General features: G+C 64.9%; 12 protein-coding genes. 10 read left to right on the forward strand and 2 right to left on the reverse strand.

All coding sequences use genetic code 11. The features are described 5' to 3' along the window. Nucleotides 1-420 (forward strand): electron transfer flavoprotein subunit alpha/FixB family protein (locus tag AWB66_RS24465; RefSeq protein ID WP_200819053.1); only part of this gene is annotated, 420 nt, incomplete at its 5' end. Nucleotides 421-799: 379 nt separating this feature from the next. Here the strand turns inward: AWB66_RS24465 and AWB66_RS24470 are convergent. Next, nucleotides 800-2,239 (reverse strand): aldehyde dehydrogenase family protein, encoded by a 1,440-nt coding sequence (locus AWB66_RS24470; RefSeq protein ID WP_087632681.1) that lies wholly within the window; start codon nucleotides 2,237-2,239, stop codon nucleotides 800-802. Beyond that, nucleotides 2,236-3,174, reverse strand: coding sequence for a LysR family transcriptional regulator (locus tag AWB66_RS24475; RefSeq protein ID WP_087632682.1), 939 nt, complete (start codon nucleotides 3,172-3,174; stop codon nucleotides 2,236-2,238). Before AWB66_RS24475 ends, AWB66_RS24470 begins: the two co-directional genes overlap by 4 nt. A 300-nt stretch (nucleotides 3,175-3,474) precedes the next feature. Between AWB66_RS24475 and AWB66_RS24480 the strand changes: the two genes are divergently transcribed. From AWB66_RS24480 to AWB66_RS24520, 9 genes are all read left to right on the forward strand, one after another. Beyond that, a complete protein-coding gene (locus AWB66_RS24480) occupies nucleotides 3,475-4,977 on the forward strand; it encodes a UbiD family decarboxylase (RefSeq protein WP_087632756.1) in 1,503 nt (500 codons plus the stop codon). Next, nucleotides 4,970-5,590 (forward strand): UbiX family flavin prenyltransferase, encoded by a 621-nt coding sequence (locus tag AWB66_RS24485; RefSeq protein ID WP_087632683.1) that lies wholly within the window; start codon nucleotides 4,970-4,972, stop codon nucleotides 5,588-5,590. Before AWB66_RS24480 ends, AWB66_RS24485 begins: the two co-directional genes overlap by 8 nt. Continuing rightward, nucleotides 5,587-8,610 (forward strand): xanthine dehydrogenase family protein molybdopterin-binding subunit, encoded by a 3,024-nt coding sequence (locus AWB66_RS24490; protein WP_087632684.1) that lies wholly within the window; start codon nucleotides 5,587-5,589, stop codon nucleotides 8,608-8,610. Before AWB66_RS24485 ends, AWB66_RS24490 begins: the two co-directional genes overlap by 4 nt. Next, the gene (locus AWB66_RS24495) at nucleotides 8,607-9,428 is read left to right on the forward strand and encodes an FAD binding domain-containing protein (RefSeq protein ID WP_087632685.1); all 822 of its coding nucleotides are present in this window, start codon (nucleotides 8,607-8,609) and stop codon (nucleotides 9,426-9,428) included. Before AWB66_RS24490 ends, AWB66_RS24495 begins: the two co-directional genes overlap by 4 nt. Beyond that, nucleotides 9,425-9,970: a (2Fe-2S)-binding protein gene (locus AWB66_RS24500; protein WP_087632686.1), complete on the forward strand. Its 546-nt coding sequence runs from the start codon at nucleotides 9,425-9,427 to the stop codon at nucleotides 9,968-9,970. Before AWB66_RS24495 ends, AWB66_RS24500 begins: the two co-directional genes overlap by 4 nt. After that, a complete protein-coding gene (locus tag AWB66_RS24505) occupies nucleotides 9,963-11,534 on the forward strand; it encodes an AMP-binding protein (RefSeq protein WP_087632687.1) in 1,572 nt (523 codons plus the stop codon). Before AWB66_RS24500 ends, AWB66_RS24505 begins: the two co-directional genes overlap by 8 nt. 6 nt (nucleotides 11,535-11,540) lie before the next feature. Then, complete coding sequence (locus tag AWB66_RS24510) at nucleotides 11,541-12,347, forward strand: enoyl-CoA hydratase/isomerase family protein (RefSeq protein ID WP_087632688.1); 807 nt, start codon at nucleotides 11,541-11,543, stop codon at nucleotides 12,345-12,347. A 29-nt stretch (nucleotides 12,348-12,376) separates the two neighbouring features. Further along, nucleotides 12,377-14,113 carry a GMC family oxidoreductase gene (locus AWB66_RS24515; RefSeq protein ID WP_087632689.1) on the forward strand — a complete coding sequence of 579 codons (1,737 nt, stop codon included), beginning with the start codon at nucleotides 12,377-12,379 and terminating at the stop codon, nucleotides 14,111-14,113. Between the two features lie 96 nt (nucleotides 14,114-14,209). Beyond that, complete coding sequence (locus AWB66_RS24520; protein WP_087632757.1) at nucleotides 14,210-15,586, forward strand: MFS transporter; 1,377 nt, start codon at nucleotides 14,210-14,212, stop codon at nucleotides 15,584-15,586. Nucleotides 15,587-15,640 lie beyond the last annotated feature (54 nt).

The raw sequence follows: 15,640 nt of genomic DNA on the forward strand, positions 1-15,640 counted from the left end.
GCGGGCATTTCGCAGTTCGTGTCGCGTGAACTTACGAAGCTGGACCGTCCGGAACTGACGTCCGCGTCGATCATCGTTTCTGGCGGACGCGGCTTGGGCAATGGCGAGAACTACACAAAAGTACTCGAACCTTTAGCTGACAAGCTCGGCGCAGCACTCGGCGCATCTCGTGCCGCAGTCGACGCAGGCTTCGTTCCGAACGATTATCAAGTCGGTCAAACCGGCAAGATCGTCGCGCCGCAGTTGTATGTCGCGGTCGGCATCTCGGGCGCGATCCAACACTTGGCCGGCATGAAGGACAGCAAGGTCATCGTCGCGATCAACAAGGACGCTGAAGCGCCGATCTTCGGTGTCGCCGATTACGGCCTCGTGGGCGATCTGTTCAGCGCGGTGCCGGAACTCATGAGCGAGCTTGACTGACCCTCACGAGCGCATGCATCGGCGGTGACCGCTGGCCGGCCAAGCGATCTTGCATGCGGGGCTATCGATGGAAGAGATTATGTCTTCGGGAGCTCTGGCCGTCGCTCATCCTGAGCCTGACGTGTCTCGCCGGAGTTCTCGTTCCCCGCGCCGACATATTCCGTGAAAGGGAATGGATTGGCGCCGCGCGATCGGGCTCGCCGACTTGCCTATCCAGAGCGCTTGTCGTCTTGGTGTCCCGTCGCGGGGTGACTGCGCCCCGCGAACGTGGGCTATCCCAATGCCGATCGTCTGTCGTCTTCTTCTGAGTCCCGGCAGTGAGCCATGAACAGGCCGACGGCCTGTCGGAAAACAGGCGGAGTCGCCCCCGCCAACGTACTCAACGTAGCGGTGTTACACCATCGGCGACGCCAGCCGGCATGCAGATGTGCTTGATTTCCGTGAAGTCGGCGAGCGCATCGTAGCCGTGCAGGCGGCCGAGACCGCTTTGCCGGTATCCGCCCGTTTCCGCTTCGGCAAAGAGCTTGTTGTGATCGTTGATCCACACCGTGCCGTTGCGCAACGCGCGCGCGATCCGATAGGCGCGCGCGCCGTCATGCGTCCACACGCTCGCGGACAGGCCGAATACGGTGTCGTTGGCTTTCTCGATTGCTTGCGCTTCAGTGTCGAATGTCTCCAGCGTGACGAACGGTCCGAAGATTTCCTCCTGGCAGAAGAATCCTTTCGGGTCGCTGTGTTCGACGAGCGTCGGCGACAAGAACGCATGCCCCGAGCGCTTGCCGCGCAGCAGTACGCGATCGGCTTCGTTGCAGGCACGGGCAATGGTTTGATCGACCGCGTCGCGCGTGGCCGCGTCGATTAGCGGACCGATGTCCATGGCCTCGTTGATGCCTTCGCCCACTTTCAGCGCTTCGAGCGCACGCGTCAGATGCTCGCGCATCTCGGCCGCTCGCCGGGCATGCACGAGCACGCGGCGCGCAGCAGTGCATTGCTGACCCGAGATGATCGTCGCGGCGCGTGCGATACGCGGCGCGATCGCGGCGACGTCCGCATCCTCGAAGACGACACAGCACGACTTGCCACCGAGTTCCAGCGAGAGCTTCTTCATGCTTTCGGCGGCAGCGGCCATGATTTTCTTGCCCGTCGCGGTCGATCCGGTGAAACTCACCACGTCTACGTCATGCGACTCGACCAGCCGTTCGCCCGCCGCATAACCGACCTCGTTGACGAGGTTCACTGCGCCCTTCGGCAGCGTGGTCTGCTCGAAGCAGCGCAGCATGGCCGCGATGACCAAGGGCGTCTGCGCGGCCGCTTTGACGATTGCGGTGCAGCCAGCGGCGAGCGCCGGCGCGAGCGAGCGCACGAGCAACACCGCGGGCGCATTCCAGGGCACGAAAATGGCGGCGACGCCAGCGGCTTCGCGCAGCATCGTCGAGATCGTTCCCGGTTCGGGTTCCAGCACGTGCCCCGCGACGTGCCGAGCGAGTCCCGCGTAATAGCGCACTTCGGAAATCGCGCCTGCGATCTCGCCGCGCGATTGAGCGATCGCCTTGCCGTTTTCGCGCGTGAGGAGGGTCGCAAGCGGCTCGCGTTGCGCATCGAGTGCGCCGGCCCATGCGAGTAGCACGTCTTGACGCAGGCGCGCGTCCTGCGCCCACGTCGTGCGGTCGAACACCTGCCGTGCTGCGGCGATGGCCGCATCGGCTTCCGGTGCGCCGCCGTCGGCGAACTGGCCGATGCTTTCACCGGTAGCAGGGTCGATGCTGTCGACGGACGGCATGCCGACCCATGCGCCGGCTATCCAGTGTGATGCGTTCATACGGTTTCCTTTGGGACAAGAGTGGCATTCGTGCCGGATGCGTTCGACACGCGGTGCAGTTCGTCAGCGATGATTTCGATCAGCGCCTCGGCCGCAGCGGACAGCGGCCTGCGCGGATGACTCACGCGCACGATATGCCGCACGATGCGCGGCGCGAGAATCGGATGGGCTCGCAGCGTCCCACGTTGCACGGCCCGACCGACGGCGATGCGCGGCAAAATCGTGGCAAAGCGGGTGCTCTCGACGAGTTTCACGATCGTGCTGAGCACGTCGATTTCAAAGCGCGGCGCCAGCAGCACGTCTTCGTGCTGCGCAGCCGTATCAAGCACGCCGCGCAAGCCGTGGCGCTTGGTCGGCAAGACGAGTTCGAGTTCGGGCAACTGCGCGAGCTCGATCGTGTGCGGTAGGTCAGGGCCGTGCTCGACGCTCGTCGCCAGCACCATTTCTTCGTCGAGCAAGGTCTGCGAATCCAGAGACAGGCGCGAGCGGGGCTTGTTGATGAGAGCCGCATCGAGTTGCCCGCCTGCGACCCAGTCAATGAAGGTCGCGCTGAAACCGTCCGCCACCGTCACTTCGACATGCGGATAGCGCGCATGAAAGCGCGAAAGCGAATCGGCAAGCACACTCTCCGTCACTGATGCGATGAGCCCGATGCTCACGTGCCCCGTTACGACTTCGTCGCGCTGCTGAAGCTGCTGCCGCGCGTGCGCGAGGTCGCGCATGATCGGCAGGAAGAGGCGATACATCAGGCGTCCGGCGGCGGTCGGCGCCATACCGTGCGCGCCGCGCTCAAACAATTGCTGATGCAGCTCTTCCTCCAGCTTCGCGATCTGCATGCTGAGCGCAGGCTGCACGATGTTCAGTCGTTTGGCCGCACGCGTGACGGATCCGTCCTCGAAGAGCGCGATGAAGTACTGGATTTGCTTGAGGTCCATTTTCGTTTCAATAGGCTATCAGCGAGTCTTATGACGGCTGGCTGCATTATCAGATTATGGCCGCAGGGCGTCTTACAGGCCATTTCCCTCCACGGCGCTTGCGGTGCGGTACAGCGTCAGGGCTCTATTGATATAGTTCTGTCAGACCGGTGTCATCGGGGCTAACACTGATATCAACATTAATGATTCGAAACATCAAAAAACAGTATTAGAACTTATAACGCGATCTCGCTACGCTTCATTTCAGCCCTCGCAGCGGTGCTTTAGCCGGAAAACGCAGGGGACTTGATGGAGACGCAGATGAACACTCGCGATGCCGCGACGCACGGCACCTTTCCGACCCGGCCTCTTCCGTGGGCTTCGAATCGTTCAGAGACGGCAACGCTCACGCTGCGCGACTGGCTCGCGCATCTCGCGAAGACCAGCCGGCTGGCGACCATCGACCGGCCGGTTGCGCTCGAGCACGAACTCGCCGCGATCGCCAAACGTCTCGATGGTACGCAAGCCGCTTTCTTCACGCAGCCCGGCGGCAAGAGCGTGCCGGTCGTTTCCGGCTTCATGTCGAAGCGCGCCTGGATCGCGGAGGCGATGGGTGTCGAGGAAGCAGGCCTGCTCGCGCGTTTCTCGGCGGCGGCCGCGCAGCCGCTCGCATCCAGGGTAGTCGATCGAGCGGACGCGCCCTGTCAGCAGATCGTTCATACGAATGGCGTCGACCTGCACGCACTGCTGCCGATTCCCACGCACAGCGAGCATGACAACGGCCCGTACATCACGGCGGGTCTCGTCATCGCGCGCAATCCGCGCACCGGCGTGCAGAACGTGTCGATCAACCGCATCCAGGTGCACGGCCCGGACCGCATGGCGATCCTGCTGCTGCCGCGCCACCTGTACGCGTTCCAGAAAGCCGCCGAGGAAGCGGGCGATGCGCTCGACGTTGCGGTCGCCATCGGCGTCGATCCGCTGACGATGCTCGCCTCGCAGGCGATCACGCCGATCGATCACGACGAGCTGGAAATCGCGGGCGCGCTGCATGGCGCGCCACTGCCGGTCGTGAAGTGCGTAACGAGCAATGTGCATGTGCCGGCGTTCGCGGAGATCGTCGTCGAAGGACGCATCCTGCCGAACGTGCGCGAGCCGGAAGGCCCGTTCGGCGAGTTTCCGAAGTATTACAGCGCGAAGGAAGCGCGTGAGGTGATCGAAGTGACGGCGCTCACGCATCGCCGCGATCCGGTCTTTCATACGATCGTGCCGGCCGAGATGGAGCACTTGCTGCTCGGCGCGATTCCGCGTGAAGCGACGCTGCTCGCGCATCTGCAACGCAGCCATCCGGGCGTCACGGACGTGCATCTGTCGGTGGGCGGCGTATGCCGCTATCACCTCTGGGTGCAGTTCGACAAGAAGCGCGAAGGCGAAGCGAAGAACGTGATCCTGTGCGCGTTCGGCGCGCATTACGACATCAAGCAGGTCGTCGTCGTCGATACCGATGTGGACGTGCACGATCCCGCCGAAATCGAATGGGCGATCGCCACGCGCTTTCAGGCGGATCGCGATCTCGTCGTGATCGAAGGCGCGCAGGGTTCGCCGCTCGATCCGTCCACGACGGTCGACCAACCGGCGGACGCACCGCCGCATCTGCAAGGCGTGAGCGCGAAGATGGGGCTCGACGCGACGCGACCCGTGGTCTACCCGGAGCATGTTTTCACGCGCGTTCGCATTCCGGGCCAGGACACGGTCGACCTCGACGCGCTCGTCGCCGCGGACAACGCCGCATTCGATGCCTACCTGAGCCGCGATCATGGCTGAGCGCAACAAGTCGCGCATCGTCGTCGGCATCTCGGGCGCGAGCGGCGCGGCGATCGGCGTGCGCCTGCTCGCTGCATTGCGCCGGCTCGGCACGCACGAGACGCACCTGATCGTGTCGGCTTCGGGTGCCGTTACAGCCGCGCAGGAACTCGGCCTCGGACGCGGCGACCTCGATGCGCTCGCCGACGTCGTGCATAACGTGCGCGACATCGGCGCCGCAGTGGCGAGCGGATCGTTCCTGACGGACGGCATGGTGATTGCGCCCTGCTCGATGAAAACGCTTGCGGGCGTCGCCAACGGCTTCGCCGACAACCTGCTCACGCGCACCGCCGATGTGATGCTCAAGGAGCGCCGCCGCCTCGTGCTAGTGGCGCGAGAAACGCCGCTCAACCTCGCGCATCTGCGCAACATGATGCTCGCGACCGAGATGGGCGCGATCGTGATGCCGCCGGTACCCGCGTTCTACGCGCATCCGAAGACGATCGACGACGTGGTCGATCACACCGTCGGCCGCATTCTGGATCTGTTCGGCATCGAGCATGGCGAGATCGCGCGGCGCTGGAGCGGCCTCGCGGACGAGTTCGCGAGCCGAGACGAAGGAGCCGCGTCATGAACCAGCGCGAAACCGCTTTCGCAAACATCGACGCAGGCGCGAAGCAGGAGCCGCTTGCGAAGCGCCACGTCGGCCGCTCGATGCAGCGCCTCGAAGATCCCGCGATCCTGACCGGCCGCGGACGCTACGGCGACGACATCGCGGTGAAGCCCGGCACGCTGCACGCCGCCGTCCTGCGCTCGCCCCACGCGCACGCGGAGCTGGTCTCGATCGATGCGCAAGCCGCGTCGAAGCTGCCCGGCGTGCGCGCCGTCCTCACGCGTGACGACTTGCGCCCGTGGTCGCGGCCGTTTGTCGTTGGCGTGAAGTCGCCGATGGAACAATGGTCGCTCGCGATGGATCGCGTGCGTTATGTCGGCGAGCCTGTGGCGGTAGTGATGGCGGAATCGCGCGCGCTCGCCGAAGATGCGCTCGATCTCATCAAGGTCGAATACGCAATGCTTGATCCGGTCACGTCGATCGAGCAATCGCTGAACGACGATGCGCCGGTCTTGCATGAACGCGTCGGCACGAACGTGATCAGCGACCGGCATTTCCGCTATGGCGATCCCGAAGCCGCGTTCGAAGCGGCGCCGCATCGCGTGAAGTTCGTCGCCCACTATCCGCGCAATACGTGTGCGCCGATCGAATGCGGCGTGGTGATCGCGGAGTATCTGTCGGGCGACGAAGGCTACGACGTCACCTCGAATTTCATGGGACCGTTCTCGCTGCACGCCGTGATGGCGATGGCGCTCAACGTGCCGGCGAATCGTCTGCGTCACAAGGCGCCGCGCGATTCGGGCGGCAGCTTCGGGGTGAAGCAGGCGGTGTTTCCGTATGTCGTGCTGATGTGCCTCGCGTCGCGCAAGGCGGGCGCGCCGGTGAAGTGGGTCGAGGACCGGCTGGAGCATCTGAGCGCGGCAACGTCGGCCACCGCGCGCTTCTCCACGATCGAAGCCGCCGTCGAAAACGACGGACGCATCACCGCGCTTTCCTACGATCAACTCGAAGATGTCGGCGGCTACGTGCGCGCGCCGGAACCCGCGACCTTCTACCGAATGCACGGCTGCCTGACGGGCGCGTACGCCATCGACCACCTCGTCGTGCGTAACCGCGTCGTGCTGACCAACAAGACGCCGACCGGGCTCGTGCGCGGCTTCGGCGGCCCGCAGGTCTACTTCGCGCTCGAACGGCTGATGCAGCGCATCGCGATCGAATTGAAGCTCGACGTGCTGGACGTGTATCGCCGCAACTTCGTTCCCGCCGATGCGTTTCCGTATCGCGCGGCAGCGGGCGCGTTGCTCGACTCGGGCAACTATCAGGAAGCGTTGCGCCGCTCGCTCGCGGACGGCGGCTATGACGAACTCGTCGCGCGGCGCGAGGCGGCGCGCAACGAAGGGCGGTTGTACGGCATCGGCTTCGCGGCGATCGTCGAGCCTTCCGTGTCGAACATGGGGTACATCACGACCGTGATGCCCGCCGACGCGCGCAAGAAAGCCGGCCCGAAGAACGGCGCGATCGCCAGCGCGACGGTGAGCGTCGATCTGCTCGGCGGCGTGGTCGTGACGGTGGCGTCGACGCCGGCGGGGCAGGGACACATGACGGTCTGCGCGCAAGTCGTCGCGGATGTGCTCGGGCTCGATCCGAAAGACATCGTCGTGAACGTCGAGTTCGATACGCACAAGGACGCGTGGTCCGTCGCGTCGGGCAATTATTCGAGCCGCTTCGCGGGCGCCGTGGCGGGTACCGTGCATCTCGCCGCAATGCGGGTGCGCGACAAACTCTCGCGCATCGTCGCGAAGCAGTTCGGCTGCGCACCGCAAGATGTCTGCTTCGATGCCGCGCGCATTTATCCGAAGGGCGCCGAGGATCGCGCACTGCTGTTTCCGCGTGTTGCGAGCAACGCACCGCATTGGGCGCCCGCGCTCCTGCCCGAAGGCGAGGAACCGGGCTTGCGCGAGACCGTATTCTGGACGCCGCCGAACATGGAAGCGCCCGACGAGAACGATCGCATCAACACGTCGGCGGCCTATGGATTCGCTTTCGATATGTGCGGCGTCGAAGTGGATCGCGCGACGGGTCGCGTGCGCATCGACCGCTACGTGACCGCGCACGATGCCGGCACGCTGCTGAACCCCGCACTCGCCGACGGCCAGATTCGCGGTGCGTTCGCGCAAGGACTCGGCGCGGCGTTGATGGAAGAGTTCCGCTATGGCGCGGACGGCAGCTTCCAGTCCGGCACGCTCGCCGACTACCTGATGCCGACGACATGCGAAGTGCCCGATCCGCTCATCGTGCATCTTGAGACGCCGTCGCCGTTCACGCCGCTCGGCGCGAAGGGTCTCGGCGAGGGTAACAACATGAGCACGCCGCCGTGCATCGCAAATGCTGTCGCGGATGCGCTTTGCGTCGACGATATCCGCCTGCCGCTGACGCCCGCGAAAGTGATGGCGCTGATCGGCATCGACGATCCCGAGCCGTCGCGGCCCGAACTGCGCGACGCACCCGCGAAGAAGCCCGCGACGCCGGGCGGCAAGGCGCTGACGGCGCAAGGCACGGTCGATTTGCCCGCGACGCCCGAAGCGGTTTTCGCCGTCTTGCTGAACCCGCAAGCGCTCGCGAAGGTCATCCCCGGCTGCCATGCGCTCGAAGAGACTGCGCCGAACCATTATCGCGCGGATGTGACGGTCGGCGTCGGCATGATCAAGGCGCGCTTCGAGGCTCGGATCGGCTTGTCGGAGATCGACGCGCCGCATCGGCTGCGCCTTGCCGGCGCGGGTATCTCGCCGCTCGGCAGTGCGCGCGGCAACGGGCTCGTCGAACTCACGCCGACAGACCACGGCACGCGGCTTTCATACGACTACGAAGCGCAGGTGTCGGGCAAGGTCGCGGCGGTCGGCGGACGCATGCTCGAAGGCGCGGCGAAGGTCGTGCTGAAGCAACTCTTCGAATCGCTCGGGCGACAGGCCGCCGGCAAGTCCGTGCAGGCGGGAGGATCGTGGATCACACGCCTCTTCGCACGCTTCAGGAGACATTCATGAAACCGGCGCCGTTCGATTATTTGCGCGCCATGACGACGCACGATGCGCTCGGTGCACTCGCCGAATTCGGCGAGGACGCGCGCGTGCTCGCGGGCGGCCAGTCGCTGATGGCGGTGCTCAACATGCGCCTTGCGCAGCCGCGAGTGCTCGTCGACATCTCGCGAACCGAAGAGTTGAACGCGGTCCACGTCGACGACAAAGCGGGCCAACTCGTCCTGAGCGCGGCGGCGACGCAGGGCAGCGTCGAATGGCGCAAGACCCTGCGCGACGAAGTGCCGATGCTCGCGCTGGCGTTCCCGCACATCTCGCATTTTCAGATCCGCAATCGCGGGACGGTGTGCGGTTCGATCGCGCATGCGGACCCGAGCGCGGAACTGCCGCTCGTGCTCGCCGCGCTCGGCGGCGATGTCACATTGCGCTCGAAGAAGAAAAAACGCGTGCTCGCTGCGCAGGACTTTTTCCAGGGCATGTTGATGACCGCGCGCGAGCCGGATGAACTCGTCGAGTCCGTGAGCTTCCCGCTAAGGAAGCCGGGCGAGCGTTACGCGTTCACCGAATTCTCCGCGCGTCACGGCGACTTCGCGATGGTCGCGTGCGCGGCGGTCGTGACGGACGACGCGATTCGCATCGCGGTGGGCGGCGTCGCGGACCGGCCGATGGTCGAACGATGGCCGCGCCTCTCGGGCGACGACCTGCGCGGTGCACTGAACGATTTGAGCTGGAAGCTGGGCGCGCAGGACGACGCCCACATCAGCGCGAAATACCGCCGGCATCTGGTCCGGCAACTCGGATGGCGCGTGATCGAGGAGGCGAAGTGAGCAAGACATCGATGAACATCATGCGGCAAGGCGAAGCGCAGCGCATTACGCTAACGCTCAACGGCCGCGAACGGAGCGGTCATTGCGAGCCGCGCGAACTGCTATCGGACTTCATCCGGCACGAACTCGGGGCGACCGGCACGCACGTCGGCTGCGAGCATGGCGTGTGTGGCGCGTGCACGGTCCACATCGACGGCGTCGCGGCGCGCTCGTGTCTCATGCTCGCGGTGCAGGTGCACGGAAGGCGTGTCGATACAGTCGAGGGTCTCGCTCCCGACCAGACGCTCGGCGACTTGCAGCAGGCGTTTCAGCGGCATCATGCGTTGCAGTGCGGCTTCTGCACGGCGGGCATTCTGATGTCGTGCGCGGACTATCTGCAACGCGTGCCCGATCCGAGCGAGGAACAGGTGCGCGAGATGCTCTCGGGGCACATCTGCCGATGTACGGGCTATACGCCCATCGTCAAGGCGGTGCTCGACGTGGCCGCGCGCCGCAATGGTCGCATTGGCAGCGAACAAGGCGAGGAGGTCGAGCATGCTTGATCTCGGCCGCACCTTCCTGCAAAGCGTCGAGCGCAGCCCGCATGCGCTCGCACTCGTCGACGGCGACTTGCAGTTCACCTACGCACAGTGGCATCGCGTCATTCTCGATGTCGCCGATGGCTTACGCGAACTGGGTCTCGCGCGTGGCGACCGGCTGCTCGTCGTGCTGCAGAACCGCTGGGAAATGGCGACGCTGCACTGGGCCTGCCAGATGGCGGGCATCGTGATCGTGCCGCTCAACTGGCGCGCCAAGCCCGACGAACTTGACTATTGCGTGACCGACGCGGGCGTAAAGGCGATCGTCTACGAGCCGGTGTGCGCGGATGCCGTCGTGCAAAGCAGCGCGGCGCAGAACGTGCCGCGCATCGGACTCGACGATGCCCAGGGCCGCACGACGTCCTTCGACGCGCTGCTTGTCGAACGCACGCATGCAGGCGAAACGACCCACGCGAACGCCGACGATCTCTCGCTGATCCTCTACACCTCGGGCACGACCGGCAAGGCGAAGGGCGTGCCGCGCCGTCACCGCCACGAACGCGCGGGCGCGCTCGCGCACGTCGCGCAGAACCTGTACCGGCACGGCGAACGCACGCTCGGCGTGATGCCGCTCTATCACACGATGGGCGTGCGCTCGCTGCTCTCGATGGCGCTCGTCGATGGTCTCTTTGTCTGTGTGCGGCGCTGGAACGCGCGGCTCGCGCTCGACTCCATCGCGAAACACGGGCTCACGTGCCTCTATCTCGTGCCGACGCTCTACCACGACCTGCTCAGCGAGTCCGCGTTCGCGAATACCGATACCTCGTCGGTGACGAAGCTCGGCTTCGCGGGCGCGCCGATGAACGACGGTCTGCTCAAGCGCCTCTCGACCGCGTTCGAGCCGGAACTGTTCGTCAATCACTACGGCTCGTCCGAGGTCTACACCTTCAGTGTCGACCAGGACGCGACGAAAAAGCCGGGTAGCGCGGGACGCGCGGGCATCAACACGCGGCTGCGCGTCGTAAAGCTCGACGCGAAGTCACCCGACGATCTCGCGGCCATGAACGAGGAAGGGCAGATCATCGCGGACCTGCTCGGCGACGAAGCGTTCGAAGGCTACTGGAACCGACCCGATGCCGACGCGAAGTCGCTGCGCGAAGGCTGGTACTTCACCGGCGACACCGGCTACTTCGACGAAGACGGCGACCTGTATGTGTCCGGGCGCGTGGACGACATGATCATCAGCGGCGGCGAGAACATCTCGCCGGTCGATATCGAATCGGTGCTCTCGCTGCATCCGTCGGTCGATGAAGTGGCCGTCGCCGGCGTGAAGGACGAGCGCTGGGGCCAGCGCGTCGTCGCGTTCATCAAGCGCCGCGATTATGTCGATTCAGCCGCGCTCGACGCATGGTGCCGCGAGTCGGACCTCGTCAATTTCAAGCGGCCGCGCGACTACGTGTTCGTCGACGACATTCCGAAGTCGCCGGTCGGCAAGATCCTGCGCCGCAAGCTTTCCGCTGGCGACTATCAACGCGATGACGGTCCGTCCGCATCCGCTGCACACCACACCGAAACCACGAAGGAGTAAATCAACATGACCGACTTGACCCATCGCGGCCAGGCGCTGCTTCAGGACCTCGACGGCTTCTCGATCGAGATCGACGCCGCGCGCGAGCGCGCCGACATCATCCTGCATCGCCCGCCGTTCAATGTGATCTCGATGCACGCGCGCGACCAGTTGCGCGCGGCGTTCGAAGCGCTCGATGAAGACGATCGCGTGCGCGTGATCGTCGTGCGCGCAAAGGGCGAACACTTTTCGAGCGGAGGCGACATCAAGGGCTTTCTCGAAGCATCGCCGGAGCACGTGTCGAAGCTCGCCTGGAACATCGCCGCGCCCGCGCGCTGCTCGAAACCGGTGATCGCGGCCAATCGCGGCTTCTGCTTCGGCGTGGGCTTCGAGTTGTCACTTGCATGTGACTTCCGCATCGCGACCGAGACCACATTCTATGCGCTGCCCGAACAGAAGCTCGGGCAGATTCCCGGCTCGGGCGGCTCGGCGCGGCTGCAGCAGATGGTTGGCATCGGCAGGACCAAGGACATCGTGATGCGCTCGCGCCGCATTCCGGGCAAGCAGGCGTACGAATGGGGCATCGCGGTCGAGTGCGTGCCGGATGCGGAACTGGAAGCCGCCACCGATGCACTCGTCGACGAGTTGCGCACATTCTCGCCGCTCGCGCAACGCACGGCGAAGAAGCTGCTCAACGATTCCGAAGATACGCCGCTCTCGATCGCGATCGAACTCGAAGGGCATTGCTACAGCCGGCTGCGCACCTCCGACGATTTCCGCGAAGGCGTCGAAGCGTTCCATGGCAAGCGCAAGCCAGTGTTTCGCGGTTCTTGAGAGCCGGAAAAAGACGAGGAGACAGGCATATGGAACGTTTCGACTACGTGATCGTCGGTGGCGGATCGGCGGGATGCGTGCTCGCGCATCGGCTGTCGGCGGTGCCGTCGCTGCGCGTCGCGTTGATCGAGGCGGGCGCGGATACGCCGCCGGGCGCGGTGCCCGCGCATATCCTCGACAGCTATCCAATGCCCGTCTTTTGCGGCGATACCTACATCTGGCCGGATCTGAAAGCGAAGGCGACCAGGACATCGGCGCCACGGGTGTATGAGCAGGGCCGTGTGATGGGCGGCGGATCGAGCATCAACGTGCAGTCGGCGAATCGCGGCCTGCCGCGCGATTACGACGAGTGGGCGGCGAACGGCGCGCCGGGCTGGGGATGGGACGACGTGCTGCCGTATTTCCGCAAGCTCGAGCGTGACGTGAATTTCCCCACTGGCGAGTTGCATGGCAGCGATGGTCCGGTGCCGATCCGCCGCATCATGCCGGAAGACTGGCCCCCGTTCTGTCACGCGTTCGCCGATGGTCTGCGCGCGAACGGCTTCGCCACCTTGCAAGACCAGAATGCCGAGTTCGGCGATGGCTTGTTTCCAGGCGCGTTCTCGAATATCGACGACAAGCGCGTGTCTACCGCTGTCGCGTACCTCGACGAAGCGACGCGTAGACGGCCCAATCTCACCGTGTATTCGAACCTGCGTGTCGAGCGAATCGTGATGGAAGGGATCGCTGCTCAGGGCGTGGTCGCAGTGGCGCCGAACGGCGAGCGGGTGCATCTGGACGCCGATGAGGTCGTCATCTGTGCGGGCGCGCTCCAGTCGCCCGCGTTGCTGATGCGCGCGGGCATCGGCTCAAAGCATGAGCTCGACGAGTTCGGCATTGGATGCCTCGTCGATCTGCCCGGCGTCGGGCGCAATTTGCAGGATCATCCGTCGCTCACGTTCTGCCATTTTCTCGAGCCGCGCTTTCGTATGCCGCTTTCCCGGCGTCGCGCGAGCATGACGGCGGCTCGATTCACGTCGGGCGCCGATGGTGGCGAATCGTCGGACCTGTATCTGTCCAGCGCGACGCGCGCCGCATGGCATTCGCTGGGCAACCGGCTTGGTCTTTTCTTTCTCTGGTGCAACCGGCCGTATTCGCGCGGCCGTGTGCAACTCGTTTCATCCGATGCAGCGGTCGCACCGCGCGTCGAGCTCAATCTGCTCGACGACCCGCGCGACCTCGATCGGCTCGCGGTGGGCGTACGGATGCTCGCGAAGGTCGTCGCGGCATCGGGCCTCGGTCACGATCAGCGGGATTTCTTTCCCGCGGCATTTTCGCCGCGCGTGAAGGCGCTGAGCCGTGTTGGCGAGGGCAACGCGCTGCTGACTTCGATGCTCGGCATGCTGCTCGATACACCCGCGCCGATCCGCCGCCTGCTGATCGAACGCTTCTTCACGCGCGGGCTCAGGATGTCCGCGCTGCTCGCCGATGAACGCGCGCTCGCGGATTTCATCCGCGCGAACGTCTTCGGCGTATGGCATGCGAGCGGCACGTGCCGCATGGGCGACGCGCGCGAGCGCAGCGCCGTGACCGATACCGAAGGCCGAGTGCACGGAACGCGGGGCTTGCGAGTGGTTGATGCATCGCTGATGCCGCGACTGCCTTCGGCGAATACCAATATCCCGACCATCATGATTGCCGAGAAGATCGCCGATGCAATGGTCACTAGACGACGCGCCGGCAGCGCATCGGCATCGGCATCGACGCCGCTCGCCGCCGCGCACTGACAAGTTTCTTTAACGGCAATAAGAGCACGCCACAACAACGTGCCTTCAACACGGGGTCAATCGAGAGATGGCTCGGTGACATTCAAGGAGATGGAAATGTCCGTAGCAGCGCAAAATGGCGCCGCCGCACCCGCTGTCGATCAGCAACAGGTGATGGGCGCAGTGGTAGCTTCGTGCCTCGGCTGGGCACTGGATTTGTTCGACCTGTTCGTGTTGTTGTATGTTGCGCCAGTGGTGGGGCGTCTTTTCTTCCCCTCCGAACACGCGATGCTTTCTCTCGCCGCGGTCTACGCGTCCTTCGCCGTGACTTTGCTGATGCGCCCGCTCGGCTCCGCGCTTTTCGGCTCATACGCCGACCGCCGCGGACGTAAAGGCGCGATGATCGTCGCGGTGGTCGGCGTCGGCCTGTCGACTGCCGCGTTCGGCCTGCTGCCGACCGTCGCTCAAGTCGGTCTGCTCGCACCGATTCTCTTCCTCGTGCTGCGCCTGATCCAGGGCGTGTTTGTCGGTGGCGTGGTTGCTTCGACGCATACCATCGGCACGGAATCCGTCGCGCCGAAGTATCGCGGCGCGGTGTCGGGGCTGATCGGCGGCGGCGGGGCGGGGCTCGGCGCGCTGCTCGCGTCAGTAACGTTCCTCGCGATGTCTGCGCTTTTTCCCGGCGATGCCTTCGACGTATGGGGCTGGCGCTGCATGTTCTTCACCGGCATCATCAGCTCGGTGCTGGGTCTCTTCGTGTTCAACAGCCTTGAAGAGTCGCCGCTGTGGAAGAAGCTCGCCGCCGAAAAGGCCGCGAAGGCCGCTGCACAGGTGAAGAGCGCGCCCGTTGAAATCGTGCGCTCGCCACTAAAGACGCTGTTCTCGCGCGACTATCGCAAGATCCTCTTCGTCAACCTGCTCCTGACGATTGGCGGCGGCAGCGGCTACTACCTGACATCGGGCTACCTGCCGACGTTCCTCAAGGTAGTTAGCCATGCACCCAACGGTGCGGCCGCGGCGATCCTGATGATCTGCAGCGTAGCGGTAGTGATCGCATCTATCGCGGCAGGGCACCTGAGCACGTTCATCGGCCGCAAGGGCACGTTCGTGTGGATCGGGCTGCTGCGGCTCGTCGCGCTGCCCGCGCTGTTCTTGCTGCTGCCTACCGCGGACAGCATCATGATGGTCGGCGTCTATGCGGTGCTTCTTAGCGCGCTCGGCAGTGCCGGCTATGCGCCGATCCTGATCTTCCTGAACGAACGCTTCCCGACCTCGATCCGCGCGACCGGTACAGGTCTCTCCTGGAACATCGGTTTCGCAATCGGCGGGATGATGCCGACGGCCGTGTCGCTCGTGGCGAAGGACGCAAGTCAGTTGCCGATGACGCTGGCGATCTTCGTCGGCGCGATCAGCGTGATCTTCCTCGTGGGCGCATTCGTCGTGCCCGAGACGCTCGGCAAGCTCGAAGGCGGTTCCGCGCGCAGTCCTTCCTGAGTCATTAGGCATGACGGCGGACGCCAACGGGCGCTCGCCTTTCACAACAGCCGG

Source organism: Caballeronia telluris (assembly GCF_001544495.1).
Lineage (GTDB): Bacteria > Pseudomonadota > Gammaproteobacteria > Burkholderiales > Burkholderiaceae > Caballeronia > Caballeronia telluris.